Origin of the sequence: Janthinobacterium agaricidamnosum NBRC 102515 = DSM 9628, assembly GCF_000723165.1 — a bacterium.
Lineage (GTDB): Bacteria > Pseudomonadota > Gammaproteobacteria > Burkholderiales > Burkholderiaceae_D > Janthinobacterium > Janthinobacterium agaricidamnosum.
This window is the reverse complement of sequence record NZ_HG322949.1, coordinates 1,990,303-2,014,162: the sequence shown is the minus strand read 5'-3', so window position 1 is coordinate 2,014,162 and position 23,860 is coordinate 1,990,303. Positions and strand designations below refer to the sequence as shown.

The window sequence follows — 23,860 nt, the reverse complement described above, 5'->3', positions numbered from 1 at the left end:
TCTCGGCGGCGCCACCCGGGTCGGCTACGGCAGCGTCATTTACGATCACCGGCAGGTGGCTAAGGTGCCGATCAAACCGCAAGGCCCACTGTCTTGTCCGGTCCATTCCAGCGTGCCCGGGTGGACCGGTCAATATCAAGGCAGCAACTCAATATCCGGCAAATTGGCCGCCACCTCTTGCACCGTGCCGTAATGGGTCAACGCAAACACGATGTGCGGCATCGGTTCACTCCAGATTTCCGGCAAATCCCTTTCTTCCGGCGGCAGCACCGAAAACGCCAATTGCTCTTGCGGCGGCGTAAACAGCGCATTCACGCCGGGCTTGTTGCCGCGCGGATCGATGCGATACCAGCCGTGCTTCTTTAAATACACGGCATTCAAGCCATGCAGGCAAAACGGCGGTCCGTCCACGCCTATCATCAGGCGCTGATAGCACAGGCCGGCCGGAATGCCGTTGGCGCGCAATAGCGCGGCCAGCAAATGGCTCTTGGCGTAGCAATAACCGGTGCCGTGCAACAACACCTCCGACGCGCGGCACGTCACCGGATTCATTTTGTAATCCCAGCTGTGCTTGATCTGGTCGCGCACGAATTCAAAACAGCGGCGCGCGATCTCTTCGTCATCGCTGCTGCCGGCCGCCAATTGGGCGGCCTTGGCGGCAACCGCCGGATGGTCGCCATCGATATAGCTACTGAACGTTAAATACGATTGCATGGCATAAATGGAAAAGTGGTCAAAAGATTAGCGATTTTAGAGCAAATCATCTGATGTGAAACAAGAATTAATCATTTAATACTGCAAAACCGCCCCAAACTGCCTGACACTATGACGCGGTGCAGCATGGCTGCCGGCCGCCCCGATTTTGGCGACCGGCGCGCAACTGGTATCATGCGGGCAAATTTGCGGAAGCGCGCAGCGCCGTGCCTCCGCAACCGCTCCACCTGGAACGCGCGACAAACCCGCGTCTTGGCGTGCCGGCAAGCAGAACATACAGCGGCGGCGCCTATGCGCCGAACCGGCTTTTAGATAAAACCTACTCAGACGAGCTTTTAATGACCACTCCACCTTCGCATAGCGCGCCATCGTTCTGGCGCAGAATTCCCATCGCCTTCGGCGCCTTCTTCACTGCGCTGTCCGATCCGGCCTACGCGGCGCGCATCGTCCAGCTGGATCAGCCGGCACCCGCTCCGGCCACCGAACCGGCGCCAGCGCCAGTACCAGTACCAGTACCGACACCGGCGCCCAAGCCCTTGAAGGAAGCCAGCCCCGACGCGGCGCTGCAATTGCTGGCGCTGCTGCAGCGCGAAGCCCGCCTGATCGACTTCACCCAGGAAAACCTGGCGAATCATGCTGACGCCGACATCGGCGCCGCCGCCCGCGTGGTGCATGAAGGCTGCGCCAAGGTCTTGCGCGACTATTTCACCATCGACACGGTGCGCACGGAAGCCGAAGGCAGCCGCATCGTGCTGGAAGAAGGTTTCGACGCCAGCGCCGTGCGCCTGACCGGCAACGTGGTCGGCAGCGCCCCCTTCCGCGGCAGCCTGAGCCATCGCGGCTGGCGCGCGTCCAGCGTGCGCCTGCCGAAGCTGACCGAGACCCATGACGCGGCGGTATTGGCGCCGGCGGAGGTGGAATTATGAGCGAAGCAGCGAACAACAACGCCAAATACGCGATCGGCATCGATCTCGGCACCACCCACAGCGCGCTGTCGTATGTCGACCTGGGCGCCAGCGACGGCGAACAGTCCAGCCACGGCGTGCTGGCCGTGCCGCAATTGACGGCGCCCGGCACCATCGAGGAATTGCCGCTGCTGCCGTCGTTCCTGTATCTGCCGCATCCGGAAGAACTGTTGCCCGGCGAGCTGGGCTTGCCATGGCAAGCCGAGACCGGCAACGTGGTCGGCGAAATGGCGCGCAGCCGTGGCGCCACCACGCCGATCCGGCTGGTGTCGAGCGCCAAGAGCTGGCTGTGCCACCCTGGCGTGGACCGCCGCGCGGCGATCTTGCCGAACGATGCGCCGCCGGAAGTGACGCGCATTTCGCCGATTACCGCGTCGACCCGCTACCTGGAGCATTTGCGCCGGGCCTGGGACAACGCCCATCCTGAAGCGCCGTTCACCGGGCAGGAAATCACCATCACCATCCCGGCCTCGTTCGACCCGGCCGCGCGCGAACTGACCGCCGAAGCGGCCAATGCGGCCGGCTATGCGTCGCTGACGCTGCTGGAAGAGCCGCAGGCGGCCTTGTATAGCTGGATCCAGACCAGCGAAGGCCGCTGGCGCAAGGAAGTCAAGCCGGGCGACATCATCCTGGTGGTCGACGTCGGCGGCGGCACCAGCGACTTTTCGCTGATCGCCGTGCTGGAACGCGACGGCGTGCTGGAACCGCACCGGGTCGCGGTCGGCGAGCACATCCTGCTGGGCGGCGACAATATGGATCTCGCGCTGGCGCACCTGGTGGCGCGCAAGCTGGCGGCCAGCGGCACCCAGCTCGACGCGTGGCAAATGCGCGCGCTGACCTACGGCTGCCGTGGCGCCAAGGAAGCGCTGCTGGGCGACGGCAGCATCGACAGCGCGCCCATCGTGATCGCGAGCCGGGGCTCGAAACTGATCGGCGGCAGCATCCGCACCGAATTGACGCGCGCCGAAGTCGGCACCTTTATTCTCGACGGCTTCTTCCCGCAAGTCGAGGCGTCGGCCCGCCCGACCATCCGCACCCGCGCCGGCCTGACCCAGCTCGGCTTGCCGTACGCGCAAGACGCGGCCATCACGCGCCACCTGGCCGCCTTCCTCGGCCGGCAAGTCGCGGCGACCAGCGAACTGCAAGGTTTCGCCGGCAAGCAAACGGACGACGCCAGCTTCCTGCACCCGACCGCCGTGCTGTTCAACGGCGGCGTGTTCAAGTCCGACTTGCTGGTGCAGCGCATCCTCGGCACCGTCAACGACTGGCTCTACCTGGAAGGCGCGGAACCGGCGCGCATGCTGGGCGGCGCCGACCTCGACCTGGCGGTGGCGCGCGGCGCGGCGTATTACAGTTACGTGCGGCGCGGCCATGGCGTGCGCATCCGCGGCGGCACGGCGCGTTCGTTCTACGTCGCGGTGGAATCGGCGATGCCGGCCATCCCCGGCATGGAACCGCCGATCCAGGCGCTGTGCGTGGCGCCGTTCGGCATGGAAGAAGGCAGCGAACTGGAATTGCCAGGCCAGCAATTCGGCCTGGTGGTCGGCGAGCCGGTGCATTTCCGCTTCTTCGGCTCGTCGGTGCGCCGCAACGACCAGATCGGCGCGATGCTCGATTTCTGGGGCGCCGATGAATTGCAGGAGTTGAATGAAATCCAGGCCACCTTGTCCGCCGAAGGCCGCCAGGCCGGCGACGTGGTGCAAGTCAAGCTGCTGGCCAAGGTCACCGAAGCGGGCACGCTGGAATTGATGGCCGCGACCCAGGATCGCGGCGAGCGCTGGAAAGTCGAATTCGACGTGCGCGGACTCTCCAGCGGAGCATGAAAGAGCAGCCAGTGAGCGACAGCCAGTACCTGGTCGGGATCGACCTCGGCACCACCAACACGGTGCTGGCCTACAGCCGCATCGGCGAACAGCAAATCCGGCTGTTCGACATCGAACAACTGCTGGCGCCGGGCGAAGTCGGCCCGCGCGCGCTGCTGCCGTCGCTGCGCTATCACCCGGCGCCGGGCGAACTGCCGGCCGGCGCCTTGCAACTGCCATGGCCGCACAGCGACGTCGCCGGCGAGGTGACAGGTATTGAGCCGGTCGTCACCGGCGTGCTGGCGCGCACACTCGGCGCGCAAGTGCCGGGCCGCCTGGTGGCCAGCGCCAAGAGCTGGCTGTCGCACGCCAGCGTCGACCGGCTGGCGCCGATCTTGCCGTGGGGCGCCGCGGCCGACGTGGCCAAGGTGTCGCCGGTGGCGGCCAGCGCCAGCTACCTGGCCTACCTGCGCGCCGCGTGGAACGCAGCATTTCCGCAACAGCCGCTGGAACGGCAACAAATAGTACTGACCATCCCCGCCTCGTTCGACGAAGGCGCGCGCGCGCTGACGCTCAGCGCGGCGCGCCAGGCCGGCTTGCCGCAACTGCGCCTGCTGGAAGAACCGCAAGCCGCGTTCTACGACTGGCTGCACCGCCATCGCGGCGCGCTGCGCCAGGAATTGGCGCACACGCGCTTGATTCTAGTGTGCGACGTCGGCGGCGGCACCACCGATTTCAGCCTGATCAAGGTAGCGGTCGATGACACGGGCGGCGAGCCCGACATCACCCGCATCGGCGTCGGCAACCACCTGATCCTGGGCGGCGATAATATGGACATGGCGCTGGCGCACCTGGTTGAAACGCGGATGGCCGAACCCGGCGCGCCGCGCCTGTCGGCCGGGCGCTTGTCGCAATTGATGGAGCGCTGCCGCGCCGCCAAGGAATTGCTGCTGGCGGCCGACGCGCCCGAATCCACCAACGTCACGCTGCTCGGCGCCGGCTCGCGGCTGATCGGCGCCAGCCGCTCGGTGCAACTGGCACGCGACGAAGTCGAACAACTGGTGGTCGACGGGTTCTTCCCGCTGGCCGGCGCCGATGAACTGCCCAAGCGCGGGCGCGGCGGCATCGTCGAATTCGGCCTGCCCTACGCCAGCGACGCCGCCATCACGCGCCACCTGGCCGGTTTTTTACAACAGCATGGCGGCGCCATTCCCGACACGCTGCTGCTGAACGGCGGCGTATTCCGCGCCGACGCGCTGGCCAAACGGCTGGCCGACACGCTGGCAAGCTGGCGCGGCCAGCCGCTGCGCGTGCTGCATAACGATAACCCGGATGTCGCGGTGGCGCGCGGCGGCGTGGCCTACGCGCTCGGCCGGCTGAAACAGGCGCCCGCCATCGGCGGCGGTTCGCCGCGCAGTTATTTCTTGATACTGGACGACAGCGACAAGGCGCGCCGCGCGATTTGCATCCTGCCGCGCGGCAGCGACAGCGGCCACGAAATCCGCCTGCCCGAACGGGTGTTCGCGCTGCGCCTGGGCCGGCCGGTGCGCTTTCACCTGGCATCGTCGAGCGGCGCGACGGGTATCGCGCCGGCGCTGGGCGACATCGTCGAGCTCAATGATCGGGATTTTGTACGGCTGCCGCCGATCGCCACGGTATTGCATGAAGATGGTACAACGGAGAAACGCGAAATCCCGGTGCAGCTGGCGACCTCGCTAAGCGAAGTCGGCACGCTGGAAGTACATTGCGTGTCGCTCCAAGAAAATACCAGCCAGCGCTGGCTGCTGGAATTCCAGTTGCGCGAGTCAGCGGGCGCCGGCGAGCAAAGCGAGGATGAAACGCCGGCCATGCCGCGCCTGCCGGAAGCGATCGCGCAGATCGACCGCATCTTCGGCGGCCGCGCGCAAAAAGTCACGCCCAGGGAAGTCAGACAATTGCGCCAGCAACTGGAACAGCTGCTGGGCGGGCGCGAGCAGTGGCATACGCCGCTGCTGCGCCAGTTGTTCGACGCCTTGCTGGAGCGCGCGCGCGGCCGGCGCCGTTCGGCCGACCACGAGCGGGCCTGGCTGAACCTGGCCGGTTATTGCCTGCGGCCCGGTTTCGGCCATGCGCTCGACGCATGGCGCATCGACCAGTTGTGGGCGCTGTTCGACAGCGGCGTGCAGCATCGCCAGGATAGCCAGGTCAACGCCGAATGGTGGACCTTGTGGCGCCGGGTCGCCGGCGGGCTCGACACCACCCGCCAATTGCGCCTGCTGGACGATTTCGCATTCAACCTGCAAGCCGATGCGCAGCAGCGCAGCCAGCGCCCGGCGACGCTGGTCAAGGGCAGCGACGACGACATGCTGCGCCTGGGCGCATCGCTGGAACGCATCCCCGGCAATTACAAGGCGGAGATCGGCGCCTGGCTGCTGGCACGGCTGGAGCAGTCGGCCAGCAAGACCGACGCGGCCGACGCCAGCAGCCTGTGGGCCTTGGCGCGGGTCGGCGCGCGCCAGTCCTTCCACGGCAGCGCGCACGAAGTGGTGGCGCTGGACACGGTGCAGCAATGGCTGGAGGTATTGCTGGCGATGGATTGGAAACGGGTCGAACCGGCCGCATTCGCGGCGGCCCACCTGGCGCGCAAGACCGGCGACCGCTCGCGCGACATCGATCAGGTATTGCGCGACAGCGTGATCCGGCGCCTCGCGGCGATCGGCGCGCCGGCCGGCTGGATCGGCATGGTGCAACAGGTGGTGCAGCTGGACCAGGCCAGCGAAAAACGCATGCTGGGCGAGGCGCTGCCGCCGGGATTGAAGCTGATACGCTGATTCGTCAGCCTTGAACCAATCACTCTCGAACTAATCAGCCTCGAACGATCCGACATAACGCGCACGCGGCCGTATCAGGCGGCCCGACGCCGTTTGCTCCATCGCGTGGCCGATCCAGCCCGCGCTGCGGCCCAGCGCGAACAGCGTTTGCGCCGCGCCGCGCGGCAAGTCGAAGGCGTATTCGATGGCAGCCAGCCCAAAATCCACGTTTGGCGCCTGCCCCGTCAGCGCACTGCCGGCGCTCGCAATCGCCAATGGCGGATCCAGCCGTGCCAGACGCGGCGCATGCGCCTGCAATAATTCGAGCAGCAGCCGGCTGCGCGGATCGCCGGCCGGTTCAGGATACAGCGGGTGGCCGAAACCCGGCAAGACCGAGGCGAAGCCCGCCTGGTCGGCCTGCGCGATACGCTCGCGTAAACAGCCGGCGATATCGCCGCTGGCCATGGCCGTATCGATCAAGTCGCGCACGCGCAAGGTTTCGCCGCTGTGGCGCGGACCGCCGAGCGCCGCCAGTCCGGCGACCAGCGCCGCCGGCAAGCCCGCTCCGGACGACGCCACGCAGCGCACGGTAAACGCCGACACATTCAATTCATGATCGGCGCAAGCGACCAGCGCGGCGCGCAGCACAGCGTCGGCGCCCGGCGCCAATCCCCACGCGCTGCGGCACTGCACATGCAAGGGCTGGCTGCCGATCGCGCCATCGAGCAGCGCGGCGGCCAGGATGCGCATCCACTGTGCGTTCGTCAAATCAGGCGACGGCGGCCACGCCGCCAGCAGCGCCATGGCCCGCTCCAGCGGCAAGCGCCGGCCCAAGGCCTGCCGCAGCATCGGCCAGTGCGCTGGCGCGGCGCTTTCGGCGGCGCCGGCGAAGGCATCGGCGCCGTCCGTTTGCCACAAGATGCCCGCCGTTTCTTCCAGCGTCGCATGGCGCGCCAGTTGCAGCGCATCCCTGCCGCGATAGCGGATCACGCCGTGTTCGATCAGCGTGATGCGCGATTCCAGCACCGGCCTGCCCCAGTCTATCGCCTGCTCGGCCACATGGCCGGCGCGGCGGCCATCCTGGCGGCGCGCGGCCAGCCGCAACACGTCGTCGCGCGCATAGCGCTTGCTGCGCGCGCCGTCGCTGGAGTGGGAACGCAACAAGCCACGGCTGACGTAGGAATACAGCGTCGCCGGCGTCACGCCCAGCAATTGGCACGCCTCGCCGGCGCTCAGTGTCTGGTCGCTCATATATTTCTTTATATCGATTTCGGCAATCAAGATTGACGCCCCCATGCTGGAATTCTAGACTGATTCATCACTCCAGGAGTTCATTATGAGCGCACATACCATGCTGCATACGCTGTGGACGCTGGCCGCCGGCGATCCCGCGCTGCTGCCGCGCCTGGCATTGTCGAATACCGAACAGTCATTGCCGTCCACTTTCCCGGTGGGTGCGCTGGCCGCCGCGACCATCGGTGCGCAAGCGCTGATGGCGGCCGAGCTGTGGCGCTTGCGCGGCGGCCGCGCACAAGATGTGCGGGTCGACCAGCGCCACGCGCTGGCCATGTTCCGCAGCGAGCGCTATCTGCAAGTCGACGGCAAGCCGCCGCCCGATCCATGGAGTGCGATCGCCGGTTATTATCAGGCCGGCGATGGCCGCTGGATACAGTTGCACACCAATTTTCCGCATCACCGCGATGGCGTGCTGCAAGTCTTGCGATGCGCCGACCGGCGCGACGCGGTCGCGGCGGCGATCAGGGGCTGGTCCGCCGAGGCGCTCGATGCCCGTCTGGCGCAAGAAGGCTTGTGCGCGGCGCTGATACGCAGCCCGCGGGAATGGCAGGTCCATCCGCAGGCGGCGGCCATCGCGGCGCTGCCGCTGTTCGCGCTGGAGCGGCTCGCCGAGACGGCGCCGCAAGCGCTGCCCGCCGATCACCGTGGCCGGCCCTTGGGCGGCGTGCGCGTGCTGGATTTGTCGCGCGTGATCGCCGCGCCGGTGGCCGGCCGCACGCTGGCCCAGCATGGCGCCGATGTGCTGGCGATCAGCGCCGCGCATTTGCCGAATATTGCGCTGCTGGTGATCGATACCGGACGCGGCAAGCGTCCGGCGCAACTCGACCTGCGCCAGGACAGCGGGCGCGAGCGGCTGCGCGACCTGATACGCGGCGCCGATGTGTTCATCCACGCCTACCGGCCCGGTTCCCTGGCGGCGCGTGGTTTTTCCAGCGCCGAACTGCAGGCGCTGCGACCGGGCCTGGTGGAAGTCAGCCTGTCGGCCTACGGCCAGGCCGGCCCATGGGCGCAGCGGCGCGGCTTCGACAGCCTGGTGCAATCGGCCAGCGGCATCGCCTGGACCGAAGGCCAGGCCCAAGGGCTGGCGCAGCCCGGCAAACTGCCATGCCAGGCGCTCGACCATGCCAGCGGCTATATCGCCGCGCTGGGTGCCATGGCGGCCTTGAAACGGCGCGCATTGCAAGGCGGCGGCTGGCGCGTCAGCGTATCGCTGGCGCAGACCGGCGCATGGCTGCAATCGATGGCGCCGCTTGCCGGCGGCCTGGCACAAGCCGAACTGGACGAGCAGGAAATCGGACCGTGGCGCAGCCAGACCGCATCGCGATTCGGCAGCGTCAGCAGCATCGCCCCGGCCGAGCGGATGTCCGCCACGCCGCCGTATTTTGCGTTGCCGCCGGCGCCGCTGGACGCTTATCCGGCCTGCTGGCCCTGAGCGCCGAGGCGCACGCGCAAGTGGCCGGAGCTGCCTGTCAGTTTGAACACGCCGACCACCCTGACCAGGTCGTCGACTTGTGCGCGCAGCGCCGACGCCACGGCCGACGCTTCCTCCACCAGCGCGGAATTTTGCTGCGTCATCCGGTCCATCTGCGCCACCGCGCCGTTGACTTCTTCGATGCCGGCCCGCTGCTGTTCGCTGGCGGCGGAAATGTCGCCGACCATGCCGCTGACGCGCTGCACGCTGTTCACCACATCCGTCATCGTGATGCCGGCGCGCTCGACCAGCATGCTGCCGTGGCGGACCTTGTCGACCGAGTCGCCGATCAGCGCCTTGATTTCCCTGGCGGCCGACGCCGAGCGTTGCGCCAGGCTGCGCACCTCGCTGGCCACCACCGCGAAACCGCGGCCCTGCTCGCCGGCCCGGGCCGCTTCGACGGCAGCATTGAGCGCCAGGATATTGGTCTGGAAAGCGATGCTGTCGATCACGCCGATGATGTCGACGATTTTTTTCGACGACGCATCGATGTCGTTCATGGTGCCGACCACGTCGCGCACCACCGCGCCGCCCTTGACCGCCAGGGCCGACGCCGATTCGGCCAGTTGATTGGCGTTGCGCGCATTGTCGGTATTTTGCTTGACGGCGGCGGTCAGCTGCGCCATCGCCGACGCGGTTTCCTGCAAGGCGTCCGCTTGCTGTTCGGTGCGGCTGGATAAATCCAGGTTGCCCGACGCGATTTGCGACGACGCCGCAGCGATGGTGTCGGTGCCGCCGCGCACTTGCGTGACGATGCGCACCAGGCCCTGGTTCATGTCGCGCAAGGCGGCCATCAGCTGGCCGGTTTCATTGTCGGCGTCGACCACGATGTCGTTGGCCAGGTTGCCATCGGCCACGGTGCGCGCGATAAGCACCGCGCTGGCCAACGGCCGGGTGATGACCGCCGTGGTGTACCACGCGACCATCGCGCTGACCAGCAGCGCGAACAGGGTGATGGCGGCCACCATTTGCTGGGTCTTGCCGGCATTGGCGCTGGACTGCGCGCCCGTATCGGTCATGCGCCGGTTTTGCACATCGATCAATTCGTCGAGCGCATCGAAATAGGCTTGCTGCGCCGGCCCGACATCGCTGAATAATAATTCGGCCGCCAGCGGTTTCTGGTCGGCCAGCACCAGCCTGGCGAAATTCAGGCGCGCCTCGACAAATTTCTTGCGCACCAGCGTCAAGTCGCTGATGGCCTGGCGGTCTTGCGCACTGACGGCAGCCTTGTCCAGCTTGCCGATCTGCGCCACGATCACCTTGGCGCCGGTTTCGATGCTATCCAGTTCCGCCTTGATCTTGGCCGGGTCGCTCAACAGCAAGGCGCTGCGCATGCTGATCACGGCTTCATTGACCTTGTCCTTGATCAGGTGCGCGTGCACGGTCTTCGGATACAGGTCGCGGTTGGTCATGTCGATTTCCGTATTGAGCGAACTGATACGGAAAAAAGCCAGGAAGGCGACCAGCACCATCAAGGCCACCACCAGGCCGAAGCTCAAGGCCAATTGCTGGCCGATACGCAGGTGTTTAAAATTCATGTGTTTTTCTTTGTTTTTATATCGCCGCCGCGCCTGCGCGGCCGGGCAAGCGCCCGGCCGCCAGTAACATCAACGGCCTTATTTCTGCACCAGCACGATCGCAAAATCGACCGGCGCCGATGGCGACAAGACATTCAAGCCCATCAGGCCGCGCAGCGTTTCTACGCCGCCTTGCAACGCAAAGTCATTGGCGTTGATGATCAGCGGTTCGCGCGTTTCGACCAGCAATTGGCCGCCGCCGAGGCGAACCAGGCGCAGCCTGGCGGTAATCTGCTGGCTTTTATCGAGCAGCTTGACGGTACCCGGCACGTCGATATTGGCCAGTTCGCCGACTTTCAACTTTTGCACCACCTCCATCGCGACCTGGGCCGTAAAGTTGGCATTTGGAAAACTGACACTTTTAAACAGGATGTCGCGCAAGCGGGTATCGCGCAGCGGTATCAGCGTGTCGACGCTGGCGGTATTCACATTGATATCGATCTTGCCATCGTCGCCGACGGTGCCGCCGACTTCGGTGAACCGGTGCGCTTCGGTGATGGTGCTGGTGCCGGCCGCGCCAGCCTTGGTGGTGACGAAGTGAAAAATCGATTGTTTGTTGTCGACTTTCCACTCCGCATGGGCGGCTTGGGCCAACATCATCGCCGCCAGGCAGGAAACGGCGCTAACATAGCGCACGAAATTTCTTTGAATCAGATATCTTTGCATTATAAGTTGCTCCTCTGTTTATAGGGTGACCGGGGCATGCAGACTCGTCAGTCCCATGCGCCGTATCCCCATGTAAAACAGTTTGGTGCAACTTTTATTCCCTCATAGAAATAAATATTTTTGACGCAATCCGGAATATTTTTTGCACACGGGTGTTTTAATCAATGCCTGCGATATTTTCCGGAACCATACAGCCAGCGACTCCCTACCAGAGCTACCATGTCCCCTCCTTTGCACGACCTATCCGCCGAACTCCCCGAGATGCTGCCGCGCCTGTGGCGCTTCTCGCTGCGCCTGAGCCGCAACATCGCCGACGCCGAAGACCTGGTGCAGCGCACCTGCGTGCGCGCGCTGGAACGGCGCGCGCAATGGCACAGCGGCACTTCGCTGATCAGCTGGCTGTATTGCATCGCCCATTCGGTATGGCTCAATGAAATACGGGCGCGCCGGCTGCGCCAGCACGGCCAGCTCGATTTTTCCGAGGATTGGTCGGAACAACTGGTCGACAGCAAGTCGCCGGATCCGCAAAGCCTGATTTTTTTCCGCCAGGTGATCCAGGAAGTGGAACGGCTGCCCGAAGCGCAACGCACCGTGATGCTGCTGGTCGCGGTCGAGGGCCTGACCTACCAGGAAACCGCCGAAGTCCTGCAAATCCCGGTCGGCACCGTGATGAGCCGGCTGGCGCGGGCGCGCCAGAGCATCGGCGAACACTTCACGCTGATGGATGGCACGCAAGCGGCCGCGAAGGGAACAATACGATGATCGTCGATGATAATTTACTGCTGGCCTACGCCAACGACTCGCTGTCGCCCGGCGAGCGCGATGCGGTCGACACGCTGCTGCGCCACGATGCGGCGCTGGCCAACCGGGTCGCCGCGATGCAGGCGTCGCGCCTGCCGTACCAGGCCGCGTTCGCCGCGCAGGCGCTGCCGCAGATGCCGCAACACCTGCGCGAGCGCATCATGGACATGGCGCGCATCAGCGCCGCCGCGCCGCCGGCGGAAGAACCCGCGCCGGCGCCCCGCCCGGCGCATGCCCGCAGCCGCTGGCCGCTGCTGGGCGCACTGGCCGCGGCGCTGATGCTGGGCGTCGGCTTGCACGCCGCGAGCAGCGCTTATTGGAACAGTCCGGAAAAAATCGGCTGGATGACCCAGGTCGCGAATTACCAGAGCCTGTATGTGCGCGATACGGTGCAGATGGTGCATGCCGACCCGGCCGCCAGCCACGCGGTGATCAGCAATCTGTACGAAAAAGACCATATCCGGCTCGCCATCCCGGACATGAGCGCCTACGGCCTGCAATTCAAGCGCGTGCAGCGGCTCGGTTTCAATTACCGGCCGCTGGTGCAGATGGTGTACCTGCCCAGCCAGGGCGACCCGGTCGCCTTGTGCGTGATTCCCGAAAAAGGCCCGGACGTGGCGCCATACACATTGAAGGTCCGGAATATGAACATGGTCAGCTGGCGCCGCGGCGGCCTGGCGTATGTGCTGCTGACCGATACGCCGCAAGAACAACTGGCGGCGCTGGGCAATCTGCTGTACCAAGACAAGCTGCCGGGATGGTTGCCGTCGGCGGCCGAGGCCAAGAATAGCTGACGCTTAAAAAGATATCGTCACGGCATCGACCACCGAGTAATCGTCGTCGACCACCGGCATCCAGCGCCACTTGTCGAACGTGGTGCACGGATGGGCGATGCCGAGCGCCACCAGGCCGCCCACTTGCAGGCCGGCCCGGTCGTCGCCTTCCCAGCGCAGATACGCATGCTGGTCGTTCAGCGCGCTGATGCAGTAGCCGTCGGGCAGCGCCCGCGGACGCAGCGCGCCGCCGGGCAGATACGACAGCGGCAGCGGCATGTGCAAGTCGAACGAGATATCGCGCTTGCCGACCGCCAGGATCGCCAGGCCGGGTTCCGGCAGCGATTGCACGCTGGCCCACACTTCCAGCGCCGCATGCAACGCTTCCGGACAGCCGGTGCGATGGCGAATCGCGGCGCTCATGTCGTGATAAAAAGCGTGGTCGGACACCACATAACAGCCGGAGCGCAGCAGCGCCCTGACCGGCCGCTGCAAGCGCGGCCGCAAGCCGGCCGCGACCAGGTCGAACAGCGCCGAACCGCCGCCCGAAATGATCACCTCCGCTTCGGCGAACCAGCCTTCGCGCTCGCAATCGCAGGCGATGTCGCGCACCCGCTCCAGCAGCGCCGCCACCTTGGCCGCCTCCGCTTCGGCGTCGGTCCCGAACGACGGGCCTTCATAACACTCGATGCCGCACAGCCGCACTGCCCGGCTGGCCGCCGCCTGTCGCGCCAGCGCCAAGGCATCCTCGCGCGTGCGGCAACCGGTGCGCCCGCCGGTCACGCCGATCTCGATCAGCACATTAAACGGCGCCGCCGCCCCCTGCGTGGCAAACCAGTCGTCGATCAGCCGCAATTGCGCCGCCGAATCGATCAGGAAATACACGCGCACCTCCGGCTGGCTGGCGGCCAGCGCCGCGATGCTGCGCAAATCCTGCGCCATATACACCTGGTTGGCGACGATGCAGCGCCTTACGCCATAGGCCACGCCGGTCAGCAATTGGGTGACGCTGGCGAAGCTGATGCCCCAGGCGCCGGCGTCCAGTTGACGTTGGAACAGTTGCGGCGACATGCTGGTCTTGCCGTGCGGCGCGATATCGACGCCGCGCTGGCGGCAGAAATCCTGCATCCACGCGATATTGTGTTCCAGCGCCGAGCGTTTCAAGACCGCCAGCGGCAGCGGCAAATCGCCGCGCAACACATTCCAGCCCTGCAGACCGATGGCGGAACGGTGCAGCGCGCCGGCGGCCGGCGGGAAACCCTTGTAGTGGAAATCGAGTAGCGGATCGTGCATGACGTGTTGGGATGGATGGTTAAGCAAGCGCCGAGTGTACACGATCTTGCATGGTCGAAATCTACTCCGAGGCGCGGTCGCGCTTGCGCCTCCTGCTTGCGTACCCCGCTTGCGTACCCCGCTTGCGGCGCCATTCAATAAAGCGTAGCATTATTTTTAAGGCAATGTTAACAAACTCAACATTAAAGCGCCGCCAGCGCGCCTGCCGGGCAGCGCATGGTCCAATAAGACAGCGCCAATAGCAGCGCTGCCGGGATGCACGAATGGAGCGGGGGTTTCACCAGAGTGATTGCAGGAAGTAAGGCTCCCGTTGATTTTTCATACGGGGAATTTTGCTGACAAGCAGACCAACGGACGAACTGGAGAATACATCATGGCTGAACAAAATACCTTTGCGGATTATGCGGCGAAAAACGAGAGATGGCGCAAGGAGCTGCATATTCCGCCCTATGCGCAATACGCGGACCAGCTCGACATCGCCCGGCAAGTGATCGATGACCTGAGCATGGAAGACCCGGAAAAATACGAGCAATTTGTGGCCGAAGCCCTTGAGGCCGGCGCCACCGAAGAAGACGAACGGGAAAGCGCCGCGCCGCTGTCGCAGGCCGAGCGCATCAAGCAAGAGCTGCGCGACATCGCACCCGGCACTTACCTGATGCTGCACGGCCATTATGGCAACGCGATCAACGCGACCATCGAACAGGGCAAGCTGGTCAGCGTCGATTGGGAGCGCGGCACCGTGAAGCTGCACAGCACTGTCTACAATAACGACTTGACGGTGCGGATCGACCAGATCAGCTATATCGACGCCAGTCGCTCGGGTTCGGGCGCGCGCGGGTCGGTACAGCAGGCGGATCTGAGACGGGTCGGTAACGACTGGTACCGGGGCAGCCAGAAACTGTAAGCGGCGCCACCTGGGACGCAACAAACGGCAAGGGCGGCGAACCCGGGTTCGCCGCCCTTGCCGCGATTCATCTGTCCGGCGCAGCCGCACCGGACAGAATGCGTGGAACCTTACTCCTTGATCGATTCGATCGCGAAGGTCAGGGTCACGTCATCGCCTACGTACGGTGCATATTTACCGGCGTTGAATTCGGAACGCTTGATCTTGGCGGTGGCATTGGCGCCGCAAGCATCTTTTTTCAGCAGCGGATGGGGAATGCACTGGAACGAGGTCACGGTCAGCGTGACCGGCTTGGTCACGCCTTTCACGGTCAGGTTACCGTCGACCGATGCCAGCTTGTCGCCGTCGAAATTGAACTTGGTCGATTTGTAGGTGATGACTGGATACTTGGCGGTATCGAAGAAATCTTCGCCCTGGATGTGGGTGTTGAAGGTCGGGAAACCGGTATCGACCGATTTCGCGTCGATCAGCACTTCCACCGAACCGGTCTTGGCGGCGCGGTCCAGCGTGATTTTGCCGGTGGTGTTGTTGAAGCGGCTTTGCTGGGTCGAGAAACCGAAGTGGCTGTATTCAAAACGCGGGAAAGTGTGGCTGCCTTCGATGACATACACTTCCGGTGCCGCCATGGCGGACATCGAGATACCGGCGGCGGCGATCAAGGCTAACAATTGTTTCATTTGATAAGACTCCAGTATAAGTAATAGGATCTCAACCGTGCAGCGCGCCAGGCGATGACAAGCCCGGCATGGTTGATAAGCTGGAATGATTATGCGTGACAACATTCCATCTGTAAAACAAAAAATTTACCTCTTTACTATCGATAAAATCGATAATAAAGCAATAGCATTTGATTATAATCACATTTTCCTTGCCTTACAGCTAAGAAAATATAATATTGTGCAACGCTACGCGCAATCAAATGAGAATGATTCTTGTTATTATTTGATCGGTTTGGTATCATCGCCACCTTTTCCAGACGAGGCTGCAATAGTGTTGCAACGTTATTTACAGTCGAGCGCGCATACTGATGCCTGACGATCAAGTCCAGTCATCCAGCGGTGCGCCGCAACGCCATCTGACGTCGCCACGCCTGCTGCGCTGGGGTTATCTGGTGCTGGGTTGCCTGATGGTGATGCTGGGCGTGATCGGCGCGCTGTTGCCGGTGATGCCGACCACCATCTTCCTGATCCTGGCGCTGGCTTGTTTCAGCCGCGCATCGCCGCGACTGGAACAAAAGCTGCTCGACCATCCGCGTTACGGCCCTACCCTGCGCCACTGGCGCGAACATCGCGCCATGTCGCGCCGCGCCAAGCGCTTTGCCTGTTCCGGCATCGCGCTCGGTTTTGTCGCGATGTGCCTGGGACGGCCGCCTTGGTGGGTCATCGTGCTGGTCGGTGTGCTGGAAATCGTGCTGGTGATTTATCTGTTGCGGCGGCCTGAGATACCGCTCGCAGCAGACACCGGCACGGCTGAAAGCTAAGAGCGCCTGACAACACATCATGGCGGCGTTAGATTGCCTTGTCGACCATTCTCCGTACTGCCTACGGCAATGCGCTTGCCTGAACGTTTTGTTAGACGCGCCAAGCCGGCGTCCGCTCTGTAACATCGTCGGTTCCCGTCAAGTGCCACGCAACTTGAACCTGTTGGCGCCAAAAATCACGCAATAGACATAAATTGCATAACCAAAGCAGTATTCTATCGTATGAGTAATAAGGCAAGCCAAGGTATACTAGGCAACCGGCGTCATCGAAGCGCCCGCCTTGATGCGGGCGACTTGCCAGGCCCAGCGACAGCGGCTGGACTGAGACGCGCATTTATTCGTAAAAGGAACACCGCATGACCACAACCCACCGCACGCCGGTGATACGCATCGATGGCGCGAACAAGACGTTCGCGCTGCCGAAGGGCGCCCAATTTCACGCCGTCAAATCGGTGACGCTGGACGTGTATTCCGGCGACATTTTCGGTTTGATCGGCAAGAGCGGCGCCGGCAAATCGACCTTGCTGCGCCTGATCAATTTACTGGAACGCCCGGACAGCGGCACCATCACGGTGGCCGGCCGCGAGCTGACCAGCCTCGGCAAGAGCGCGCTGCGCGACGCGCGCCAGAATATCGGCATGATCTTCCAGCAATTCAACCTGCTGCAAAACGCCAGCGTATTCGACAACGTCGCCTTCCCGCTGAAAATCCATGGCGCCGTCCAAGGCCCGCAAATCACCGCGCGGGTCGAGGAATGCCTGGCGCTGGTCGGCCTGTCCGACAAGCTGCACAGCTATCCGGCGCAATTGTCGGGCGGCCAGAAACAGCGCGTGGCGATCGCCCGCGCACTGGCCAGCGGTCCCGACGTGCTGCTGTGCGACGAACCGACCTCGGCGCTGGATGCGGAAACCACCCGCGCGCTGCTCGATACGCTGCGCGACATCAACCAGCGCCTCGGCGTGACCATCGTCATCGTCAGCCATGAATTGTCGGTGCTGGGCGCGATCTGCAACCGCGTCGCGGTGGTCGAAAACGGCGCCATCGCCGAACAGTTTGCATTGAGCGATACCAGCACCCCGCGCCACACGGCATTGGGACGCGAGCTGGCGTATTACGGCACCGAAGCGTTCGAGGCCAGCGCATGGAAGGATGCCACACATGTTTGACGATACCCTGAACAACGTCATCGGCTTGCTGCCGGAAATCTGGGTCGCGCTGGGCCAGACCATGACCATGCTCGGCATCGGCCTGACGGCGGCGGTGCTGGTCGGCGGCCCGCTCGGCATCCTGCTGTTCCTGGTGTCGGAAGGCCAGTCGCTGCAAAACCGCCCGCTGGCGATGGTGCTCGGCTGGCTGGTCAATACCGTGCGCTCCTTCCCGTTCATTATCTTGCTGGTCGCGCTGGTGCCGTTTACCCGCATCATCGCCGGCACCTCGATCGGCCCGCTGGCCGCGGCGGTGCCGCTGTCGTTCGCCGCGATCCCGTATTTTGCCCGGCTGGTGGAACAGAACCTGCGCGAAGTGCCGCGCGGCGTCATCGAGGCGGCGCATGCGATGGGCGCGTCGGAAATGCAAATCATCTTGCGCGTGCTGCTGGTCGAAGCGCGCTCCGGCCTGGTGCTGGCGCTGACCGTGCTGTCGATCAGCTTCCTGTCGTACTCGGCGGTGGCTGGCGTGGTCGGCGGCGGCGGCATCGGCGACCTGGCGATCCGCTATGGTTATTACCGCTTCGAAACCGATATCATGGTGGTCACCGTGGCGATCCTGATCGTGCTGGTGCAAACCATCCAGTTCGCCGGCACGCGCATCGCCAAGCGCCTCGATAAACGCTAATTTCCCCCCACACAATAGGATAAAACATGAACAATTTCCGCCGCAGCGTCTTGCTCGCCGCCGTCAGCCTGGCCTTGGCCGCCAACAGCGCTTATGCAAAAGACCCGAAAGAACTGGTGATCGGCACCAGCGCCGGCCCGTACGCCGACCAATTAAAAATCGGCATCAAGCCGATCCTGGAAAAGCAGGGTTATAAAATCAAGATCGTCGAATTCAACGATTATGTGCAGCCGAACTACGCGCTGGCCGAAGGTTCGCTGGATGCCAACGTGTTCCAGCACATCGTCTACCTGACCAAGTTCGCCACCGACAACAAGCTGGCCATCAGCTCGCTGATCACGATCCCGACCACGCCGATCGCGCTGTACAGCAAGAAACACAAATCGCTGGCCGATATCAAGGATGGCGCCAGCGTGACGATGCCGAACGACCCGACCAACCAGGCCCGCGCGCTGGTGGTGCTGGCCAAGCTGGGCTGGATCAAGCTGAAACCGAACACCGATCCGCTGCGCGCATCGGAACGCGACGTCGCCGACAACACCCGGAAACTGAAACTGGTCCCGCTGGAAGCGGCGCAATTGCCGCGCTCGCTGGACGACACCGACTTTGCCTTTGTCAACGGCAACTTCGCACTGGCGGCCGGCATGAAACTGACCAGCGCGCTGGCGGTCGAAAAAATCTCGGACAGCTACGTCAACCTGGTGGCGATCCGCACCGCCGACAAAGGCAAGCCATGGGTCAAGGACCTGGAAGCGGCTTACCGTTCGCGTGAATTCCTCGACATCACCAATAAATACTTCGCCGGCTACGAAAAGACCGATTACCAGCTGGCGATGGAAAAAGCCAGGAAGTAAGCCTGTCTCCGCAGTGCCCGGGAACGTCAGGAGCAGCGCCGGCGCCTGGCGAATAATGCCAGCACGCCGAGTCCGAGCGCCATGCTTGCATAGGCGCCCGGTTCCGGCACCGCTGAAATGCTGAACAGCGTTTCAGGGCGCCACAAGGCGGTATGTTCTTCGCTGGCCGCCGGCGTGATATGGTAGCGATACTCCTTCACGCCGCTGTCGATCGCATAGCCGTTAAACACGTACCCCTCCGGATCGCGGCCATTCACATACGACGAAAACGACAAGTCGCGTCCCATATTGAATGAAAAACTGGTGATGCCGCATTGGTAGTAGACCGTGACGAAGCTGGCGCAGCCGACAAAATCGGTGCTGCCTATCGTCAGGGCGCGCAATTCGCCGAGTTGGATGCTGCCATCATGGTTCAAATCTTCCCCGACCATGCTGCCGCTGATGGTCTTCAACGGATCCCAGAGATTCAGCTCCTGGTCAAAAAAGCCGACATAATCAAATTTCCATTCTTGCGGCACAGCCATTGCCGTCGCCGAAACGAGTGCCAGCAAGCCGGCGCCTAAGGTTCTTTTCAACATGATGGACCTACCTATAAAAGTTTCACACGAACACCCGCACACGTCATCAGCACGCCAATTTCGATGTCAATTAATAAATTAACTTATATTAAAATTAACTATTGGATTATAGCGCTGCGGGGAAATATCGGCAGGATTTGGATCAACAGAAAACAACAGTTGCATCAACCATGCAGCACAGGACGGCATTGCACCGTCCCGCAGGCTTGCTCAACCGACCCAAGCCGCGTTCGTATCGAACTTACGCCGGGCTCAGCACGTACGACAGGATGCGCTGCTCCAGCGCGGCGAAAGCGGCGCTGCCGCGGGCGCGCGGACGCGGCAAGTCGATGGCCACGTCCAGCGTGATGTTGCCATCTTCGATCAGCAGCACCCGGTCGGCCAGCGCCACCGCCTCGGCCACGTCGTGCGTCACCAGCACGGCGGTAAAACCGCGCGCCAGCCACAGCGATTCGATCAGGCGCTGCATCTCGATGCGGGTCAGCGCGTCGAGCGCGCCCAGCGGTTCATCGAGCAGCAGCAATTGCGGCTCGTGCACCAGCGCGCGCGCCAGCGCCACCCGTTGCCGCTGGCCGCCGGACAGCGCCGAAGGCCACTCGTCGGCGCGGTCGGCCAAACCGACCGTCCACAGCGATGCGGCGGCGGCGCCGACCGAACGCGGCAAGCCGAGCGCGACGTTTTCCAGCACGGTTTTCCACGGCAGCAAACGCGCTTCCTGGAACATGATGCGCAAGTTCGGCTTGCCCGCCCCATTGCCGGCATGGCTGCCGTATTGAATGCTGCCGCCGTCCGGTGTTTCCAGTTGCGCGATGGTGCGCAGCAAGGTGCTCTTGCCGCAGCCGCTGCGGCCGACAATGGCGACAAATTCGCCGGCCTTCAATTGCAGGTCGACGTTTTTCAACACCTGGCGGCGATCGTAGGATTTCGACAGGCCGGCCAGCGCCAGCGGCACGCCCTGGCGTGCCGCCGCCTGATCGGTGGTCCGCCGCAGCGGCGTATGTTCCACGGCATCGGCCTGCGTCAGGAACGACAGGACATCGGATTCGAATTGGGTAGGCGCAAGGATCATGGTGGCCTCAACGGTAAGCGGGATTCCAGCGCAGGCAGTGTTTTTCGAGCCGGCGCGAAAACAGGTCTGCCAGTTTTCCCAGCAGGGCGTACAGCAATATGCCGACCAGCACCACGTCGGTTTGCAGGAATTCGCGGGCGTTCATCGTCATGTAGCCGATGCCGGCCTGGGCCGAAATGGTTTCGGCGACAATCAGCAAGACCCACACCAGGCCCAGCGAAAAACGCACGCCGACCAGGATGGACGGCAGCGCGGCCGGCAAGATCACGTCGCGGTACAGTGGCCAGCCGGACAGGCCGTAACTCCTGGCCATCTCGATCAAGCCCTGGTCGGCCGAGCGGATGCCGTGGAAGGTATTCAGGTACACCGGGAAAAACACGCCGACCGCCAGCAAGAACAGCTTGGCCGTTTCATCGATGCCGAACCACAGGATCACCAATGGAATCAGCGCCAGCGCCGGGATGTTGCGCACCATTTGCAAGGTGGTGTCGAGCAAGACTTCGGCGCGCTTGAAGCTGCCGGTCAACAATCCCAGCAATAATCCCAGTACGCCGCCGATGCCAAATCCGACGCTGGCGCGCCACAGGCTCTTGCGCAAATGTACCCACAGCTCGCCCGACACCGTCAAGTTCCAGAACGCCTTCAGCACCGCCCATGGTTCCGGCAAGATGCGGCTCGACAGCCAGCCGGCTTGCGCCGCGACTTGCCAGGCGACGATCAAGGCCACCGGCAAGGCCCACGGCAGCAGCGCATCGCGCCATGCCTGGCCGGCCGCGGATCGCTGGCGTGCGGCGGCCATGCTCACGCCGCCTTTTTCGGCAAGATATTGCTGGCCATGATTTCGCCGAACGGTCCGCTCAGCGATTGTTGACCCGCCGCCTTGCCCTTGCCCAGCAGCGGGAAGACCAGCTCGGCGAACCGATACGACTCTTCCAGGTGCGGATAGCCGGAAAAGATGAAGGTATCGATGCCGAGCGCCGCATATTCCTGGATGCGCGCCACCACCGTTGCGGCGTCGCCGACCAGCGCCGTACCGGCCCCGCCGCGCACCAGGCCGACCCCGGCCCACAAATTCGGCGACACTTCCAGCCGGTCGCGCCGGCCGCCGTGCAGCGCGGCCATGCGTTGCTGGCCGACCGAATCCATCTTGCCGAACGCGGCTTGCGCCTTGGCGATGATGTCGTCGTCCAGGTGGCTGATCAATTCATCGGCGGCGCGCCATGCGGCCTCATTGGTTTCGCGCACGATCACATGCAGGCGGATGCCGAAACGCACCGTGCGGCCATGCCTGGCGGCGCGGGCCCGCACGTCGGCGATTTTTTCGGCGACGGCGGCCGGCGGTTCGCCCCAGGTCAGGTAGACATCCATCTGCCCGGCCGCCAATTCATGGGCCGGTTCCGACGAACCGCCGAAATACAGCGGCGGATACGGTTTCTGCACCGGTGGATACAAGGTTCTGGAACCCTTGACCTGGATATGCTTGCCGTCGAAATCGAAACCGGCGTCGCCGCCCTCGCCGGCCAGCGACGCGCGCCAGACGCGGATGAATTCATCCGAAATTTCATAGCGTCTGGCGTGGTCGGCGAACAGGCCGTCCGCTTCCAGCTCGCCCTGGTCGCCGCCGGTGACGACGTTGATCAGCAAGCGGCCGTTCGACAGCCGGTCGAAGGTGGACGCCATGCGCACCGCCAGCCCCGGCGTCGACAGGCCGGGACGGATCGCCACCAGGAATTTCAGTTTTTGCGTGACGCTGATCAGCGACGACGCCACCACCCACGCGTCTTCGCACGAGCGGCCGGTCGGCAGCAGCACGCCGTCGTAGCCCAGCGTATCGGCCGCCACCGCCACCTGGCGCAGGTAATCGGCGTCGACCGGGCGCGCGCCCTGCGACGTGCCGAGGTAGCGGCTGTCGCCGTGGGTAGGGATAAACCAGAACAGATTCAAAGACATGGTGCTTCCTTCATTCATCTACAAAATCACAGACAATGGATTACAGCTTGAACGGCAGCAGCGCGTCCTTGACGACGATCGGTTTTGGTATCAGTTTTACATTGGAAAAGGCATCGGCGACTTTTTGCTGCTCGACGATGACGTCGATCGCGACCGGCTTGACGCCGTAGCTGTAACGCGACGCGGCCAGTTCCACCACGGCCGGTTCCAGCCCCGTTTGCGCGCTGAGGATGGCGGTGACTTCCTTCAGGTTTTGCCGGCCCCAGTCATCGACCTTGGCGATTTCCTCGCTCACGATGCGCAGGATGTCCTGGTTCTTTTCGGCGTAGGAGCGCGACGCCAGGTAAAACTGGCGGTTCGCCACCAGGCCCTTGCCATCGGCCAGCACGCGCGCGCCGAGCTGCTTTTCGGCGGCCGCCAGGAACGGGTCCCAGATCGCCCACGCATCGACGCTGCCGCGTTCGAACGCGGCGCGCGCATCGGCCGGCGCCAGGTACACCGGCTCGATGTCGCGGTAGGCGATGCCGGCTTTTTCGAGCGCCTTCAACAGCAGGTAATGGGCGTTGGAACCTTTGTTCAGCGCCACTTTCTTGCCCCTCAATTCGCTCAGGCTGCGCAGTGCGGACCCCTTGGGCACCACGATCGCTTCGCTCGACGGCGATGGCGGCTCGTTGCCGACATAGACGATATCGGCGCCGGCGGCCTGTGCGAATATCGGCGGCGCTTCGCCCACGGTGCCGAAATCGATGCTGCCGACGTTAATGCCCTCCAACAGGACCGGGCCGGCCGGGAATTCCGTCCATTTGACCGTGATCCCTTTTTCAGCCAGGCGTTTTTCCAGCGTGCCGCGGCCTTTCAGCAAGGTCAGCGTGCCGTATTTTTGATAACCGATGCGGACCACGTTTTTTTCCTGCGCCATGGCCGGCATCGCGCAAGCCAGCACGCCGGTGGCGGCGGCAAACAACCATGCCAGGGTGTGGCGGCGGGAAAAACGTTGTTGCTGGCGATGCGTCGTCATCGGGAATTCCTTGATCGGGTCAGGTTG

At 63.8% G+C, this 23,860-nt stretch carries 23 protein-coding genes; 12 read left to right on the top strand and 11 right to left on the bottom strand.

Annotated features, from left to right (window positions below; translation table 11 throughout):
• Positions 1-135 precede the first annotated feature (135 nt).
• Positions 136-714, bottom strand: coding sequence for a transglutaminase-like domain-containing protein (locus GJA_RS08580; protein WP_038490977.1), 579 nt, complete (start codon positions 712-714; stop codon positions 136-138).
• Between the two features lie 338 nt (positions 715-1,052).
• Here GJA_RS08580 and GJA_RS08575 point away from each other — a divergent pair, with 338 nt between their 5' ends.
• From GJA_RS08575 to GJA_RS08565, 3 genes are read left to right on the top strand one after another with little or no spacing between them, the layout of a single operon-like run.
• Positions 1,053-1,640: a DUF2760 domain-containing protein gene (locus GJA_RS08575; protein WP_038490974.1), complete on the top strand. Its 588-nt coding sequence runs from the start codon at positions 1,053-1,055 to the stop codon at positions 1,638-1,640.
• Positions 1,637-3,502 (top strand): Hsp70 family protein, encoded by a 1,866-nt coding sequence (locus GJA_RS08570; RefSeq protein WP_038490971.1) that lies wholly within the window; start codon positions 1,637-1,639, stop codon positions 3,500-3,502. Before GJA_RS08575 ends, GJA_RS08570 begins: the two co-directional genes overlap by 4 nt.
• The gene (locus tag GJA_RS08565; RefSeq protein WP_038490969.1) at positions 3,499-6,291 is read left to right on the top strand and encodes an Hsp70 family protein; all 2,793 of its coding nucleotides are present in this window, start codon (positions 3,499-3,501) and stop codon (positions 6,289-6,291) included. The genes GJA_RS08570 and GJA_RS08565 overlap by 4 nt, the downstream gene beginning before the upstream one ends.
• A 30-nt stretch (positions 6,292-6,321) precedes the next feature.
• Here the strand turns inward: GJA_RS08565 and GJA_RS08560 are convergent, their stop codons facing one another.
• The gene (locus GJA_RS08560) at positions 6,322-7,521 is read right to left on the bottom strand and encodes a citrate synthase family protein (protein ID WP_038499178.1); all 1,200 of its coding nucleotides are present in this window, start codon (positions 7,519-7,521) and stop codon (positions 6,322-6,324) included.
• A gap of 85 nt (positions 7,522-7,606) precedes the next feature.
• On the opposite strand from GJA_RS08560, the gene GJA_RS08555 reads away from it, so the two are divergent.
• Positions 7,607-8,998: a CoA transferase gene (locus GJA_RS08555; protein ID WP_038490968.1), complete on the top strand. Its 1,392-nt coding sequence runs from the start codon at positions 7,607-7,609 to the stop codon at positions 8,996-8,998.
• Here the strand turns inward: GJA_RS08555 and GJA_RS28495 are convergent.
• Both GJA_RS28495 and GJA_RS08545 read right to left on the bottom strand, forming a co-directional pair.
• Positions 8,977-10,575 (bottom strand): methyl-accepting chemotaxis protein, encoded by a 1,599-nt coding sequence (locus GJA_RS28495; protein ID WP_051780512.1) that lies wholly within the window; start codon positions 10,573-10,575, stop codon positions 8,977-8,979. The genes GJA_RS08555 and GJA_RS28495 overlap by 22 nt on opposite strands.
• Positions 10,576-10,653: 78 nt before the next feature.
• Positions 10,654-11,250, bottom strand: coding sequence for a YceI family protein (locus GJA_RS08545; RefSeq protein WP_167541093.1), 597 nt, complete (start codon positions 11,248-11,250; stop codon positions 10,654-10,656).
• 249 nt (positions 11,251-11,499) lie between these two features.
• Between GJA_RS08545 and GJA_RS08540 the strand changes: the two genes are divergently transcribed.
• Positions 11,500-12,042 (top strand): RNA polymerase sigma factor, encoded by a 543-nt coding sequence (locus tag GJA_RS08540; RefSeq protein WP_038490965.1) that lies wholly within the window; start codon positions 11,500-11,502, stop codon positions 12,040-12,042.
• Complete coding sequence (locus GJA_RS08535; protein ID WP_051780506.1) at positions 12,039-12,875, top strand: anti-sigma factor family protein; 837 nt, start codon at positions 12,039-12,041, stop codon at positions 12,873-12,875. The genes GJA_RS08540 and GJA_RS08535 overlap by 4 nt, the downstream gene beginning before the upstream one ends.
• A 3-nt stretch (positions 12,876-12,878) precedes the next feature.
• Here GJA_RS08535 and GJA_RS08530 read toward each other — a convergent pair whose 3' ends face one another.
• Positions 12,879-14,147: an alanine racemase gene (locus GJA_RS08530; protein ID WP_051780504.1), complete on the bottom strand. Its 1,269-nt coding sequence runs from the start codon at positions 14,145-14,147 to the stop codon at positions 12,879-12,881.
• A 373-nt stretch (positions 14,148-14,520) separates the two neighbouring features.
• Between GJA_RS08530 and GJA_RS26075 the strand changes: the two genes are divergently transcribed.
• On the top strand, positions 14,521-15,051 hold the full coding sequence (locus GJA_RS26075; RefSeq protein WP_051780502.1) for a hypothetical protein: 531 nt from the start codon (positions 14,521-14,523) through the stop codon (positions 15,049-15,051).
• 110 nt (positions 15,052-15,161) lie between these two features.
• Here GJA_RS26075 and GJA_RS08520 read toward each other — a convergent pair whose 3' ends face one another.
• Entirely contained in the window at positions 15,162-15,728 is a 567-nt protein-coding gene (locus tag GJA_RS08520; protein WP_038490961.1) for a YceI family protein, read from the bottom strand.
• 91 nt (positions 15,729-15,819) lie between these two features.
• On the opposite strand from GJA_RS08520, the gene GJA_RS27190 reads away from it, so the two are divergent.
• The 5 genes from GJA_RS27190 to GJA_RS08500 all read left to right on the top strand — a co-directional run bounded on the left by GJA_RS27190 (position 15,820) and on the right by GJA_RS08500 (position 19,218).
• Positions 15,820-16,086 (top strand): hypothetical protein, encoded by a 267-nt coding sequence (locus GJA_RS27190; RefSeq protein WP_144241464.1) that lies wholly within the window; start codon positions 15,820-15,822, stop codon positions 16,084-16,086.
• Positions 16,079-16,531 (top strand): YbaN family protein, encoded by a 453-nt coding sequence (locus GJA_RS08515; RefSeq protein ID WP_197539787.1) that lies wholly within the window; start codon positions 16,079-16,081, stop codon positions 16,529-16,531. The genes GJA_RS27190 and GJA_RS08515 overlap by 8 nt, the downstream gene beginning before the upstream one ends.
• Positions 16,532-16,887: 356 nt before the next feature.
• Entirely contained in the window at positions 16,888-17,697 is an 810-nt protein-coding gene (locus GJA_RS08510) for a methionine ABC transporter ATP-binding protein (RefSeq protein ID WP_038490960.1), read from the top strand.
• On the top strand, positions 17,690-18,364 hold the full coding sequence (locus GJA_RS08505) for a methionine ABC transporter permease (RefSeq protein ID WP_038490959.1): 675 nt from the start codon (positions 17,690-17,692) through the stop codon (positions 18,362-18,364). Before GJA_RS08510 ends, GJA_RS08505 begins: the two co-directional genes overlap by 8 nt.
• Before the next feature lie 26 nt (positions 18,365-18,390).
• Positions 18,391-19,218, top strand: a complete 828-nt coding sequence (locus GJA_RS08500; RefSeq protein ID WP_038490957.1) for a MetQ/NlpA family ABC transporter substrate-binding protein — start codon at positions 18,391-18,393, stop codon at positions 19,216-19,218.
• Between the two features lie 26 nt (positions 19,219-19,244).
• On the opposite strand, the gene GJA_RS08495 is transcribed toward GJA_RS08500, so the two are convergent.
• The 5 genes from GJA_RS08495 to GJA_RS08475 all read right to left on the bottom strand — a co-directional run bounded on the left by GJA_RS08495 (position 19,245) and on the right by GJA_RS08475 (position 23,833).
• Positions 19,245-19,742, bottom strand: coding sequence for a PEP-CTERM sorting domain-containing protein (locus tag GJA_RS08495; RefSeq protein WP_038490956.1), 498 nt, complete (start codon positions 19,740-19,742; stop codon positions 19,245-19,247).
• A gap of 295 nt (positions 19,743-20,037) precedes the next feature.
• A complete protein-coding gene (locus GJA_RS08490; RefSeq protein ID WP_051780500.1) occupies positions 20,038-20,865 on the bottom strand; it encodes an ATP-binding cassette domain-containing protein in 828 nt (275 codons plus the stop codon).
• Between the two features lie 7 nt (positions 20,866-20,872).
• Entirely contained in the window at positions 20,873-21,664 is a 792-nt protein-coding gene (gene ssuC, locus GJA_RS08485; RefSeq protein WP_038490954.1) for an aliphatic sulfonate ABC transporter permease SsuC, read from the bottom strand.
• A 2-nt stretch (positions 21,665-21,666) separates the two neighbouring features.
• Complete coding sequence (gene ssuD, locus GJA_RS08480) at positions 21,667-22,809, bottom strand: FMNH2-dependent alkanesulfonate monooxygenase (RefSeq protein ID WP_197539832.1); 1,143 nt, start codon at positions 22,807-22,809, stop codon at positions 21,667-21,669.
• Positions 22,810-22,855: 46 nt separating this feature from the next.
• A complete protein-coding gene (locus GJA_RS08475) occupies positions 22,856-23,833 on the bottom strand; it encodes a sulfonate ABC transporter substrate-binding protein (RefSeq protein WP_038490950.1) in 978 nt (325 codons plus the stop codon).
• Positions 23,834-23,860 lie beyond the last annotated feature (27 nt).

Coding starts and splice junctions, on each gene's coding strand:
- GJA_RS08495 (WP_038490956.1), bottom strand. CDS start 19,742: ATGGCTGTGCCGCAAGAATGGAAATTTGATTATGTCGGCTTTTTTGAC.
- GJA_RS08565 (WP_038490969.1), top strand. CDS start 3,499: ATGAAAGAGCAGCCAGTGAGCGACAGCCAGTACCTGGTCGGGATCGAC.
- GJA_RS08535 (WP_051780506.1), top strand. CDS start 12,039: ATGATCGTCGATGATAATTTACTGCTGGCCTACGCCAACGACTCGCTG.
- GJA_RS08510 (WP_038490960.1), top strand. CDS start 16,888: ATGACCACAACCCACCGCACGCCGGTGATACGCATCGATGGCGCGAAC.
- GJA_RS26075 (WP_051780502.1), top strand. CDS start 14,521: ATGGCTGAACAAAATACCTTTGCGGATTATGCGGCGAAAAACGAGAGA.
- GJA_RS08520 (WP_038490961.1), bottom strand. CDS start 15,728: ATGAAACAATTGTTAGCCTTGATCGCCGCCGCCGGTATCTCGATGTCC.
- GJA_RS08475 (WP_038490950.1), bottom strand. CDS start 23,833: ATGACGACGCATCGCCAGCAACAACGTTTTTCCCGCCGCCACACCCTG.
- GJA_RS08500 (WP_038490957.1), top strand. CDS start 18,391: ATGAACAATTTCCGCCGCAGCGTCTTGCTCGCCGCCGTCAGCCTGGCC.
- GJA_RS27190 (WP_144241464.1), top strand. CDS start 15,820: ATGCGTGACAACATTCCATCTGTAAAACAAAAAATTTACCTCTTTACT.
- GJA_RS08530 (WP_051780504.1), bottom strand. CDS start 14,147: ATGCACGATCCGCTACTCGATTTCCACTACAAGGGTTTCCCGCCGGCC.
- GJA_RS08580 (WP_038490977.1), bottom strand. CDS start 714: ATGCAATCGTATTTAACGTTCAGTAGCTATATCGATGGCGACCATCCG.
- GJA_RS08540 (WP_038490965.1), top strand. CDS start 11,500: ATGTCCCCTCCTTTGCACGACCTATCCGCCGAACTCCCCGAGATGCTG.
- GJA_RS08555 (WP_038490968.1), top strand. CDS start 7,607: ATGAGCGCACATACCATGCTGCATACGCTGTGGACGCTGGCCGCCGGC.
- GJA_RS08575 (WP_038490974.1), top strand. CDS start 1,053: ATGACCACTCCACCTTCGCATAGCGCGCCATCGTTCTGGCGCAGAATT.
- GJA_RS08570 (WP_038490971.1), top strand. CDS start 1,637: ATGAGCGAAGCAGCGAACAACAACGCCAAATACGCGATCGGCATCGAT.
- ssuC (WP_038490954.1), bottom strand. CDS start 21,664: ATGGCCGCCGCACGCCAGCGATCCGCGGCCGGCCAGGCATGGCGCGAT.
- GJA_RS08560 (WP_038499178.1), bottom strand. CDS start 7,521: ATGAGCGACCAGACACTGAGCGCCGGCGAGGCGTGCCAATTGCTGGGC.
- GJA_RS08505 (WP_038490959.1), top strand. CDS start 17,690: ATGTTTGACGATACCCTGAACAACGTCATCGGCTTGCTGCCGGAAATC.
- GJA_RS28495 (WP_051780512.1), bottom strand. CDS start 10,575: ATGAATTTTAAACACCTGCGTATCGGCCAGCAATTGGCCTTGAGCTTC.
- GJA_RS08490 (WP_051780500.1), bottom strand. CDS start 20,865: ATGATCCTTGCGCCTACCCAATTCGAATCCGATGTCCTGTCGTTCCTG.
- GJA_RS08515 (WP_197539787.1), top strand. CDS start 16,079: ATGCCTGACGATCAAGTCCAGTCATCCAGCGGTGCGCCGCAACGCCAT.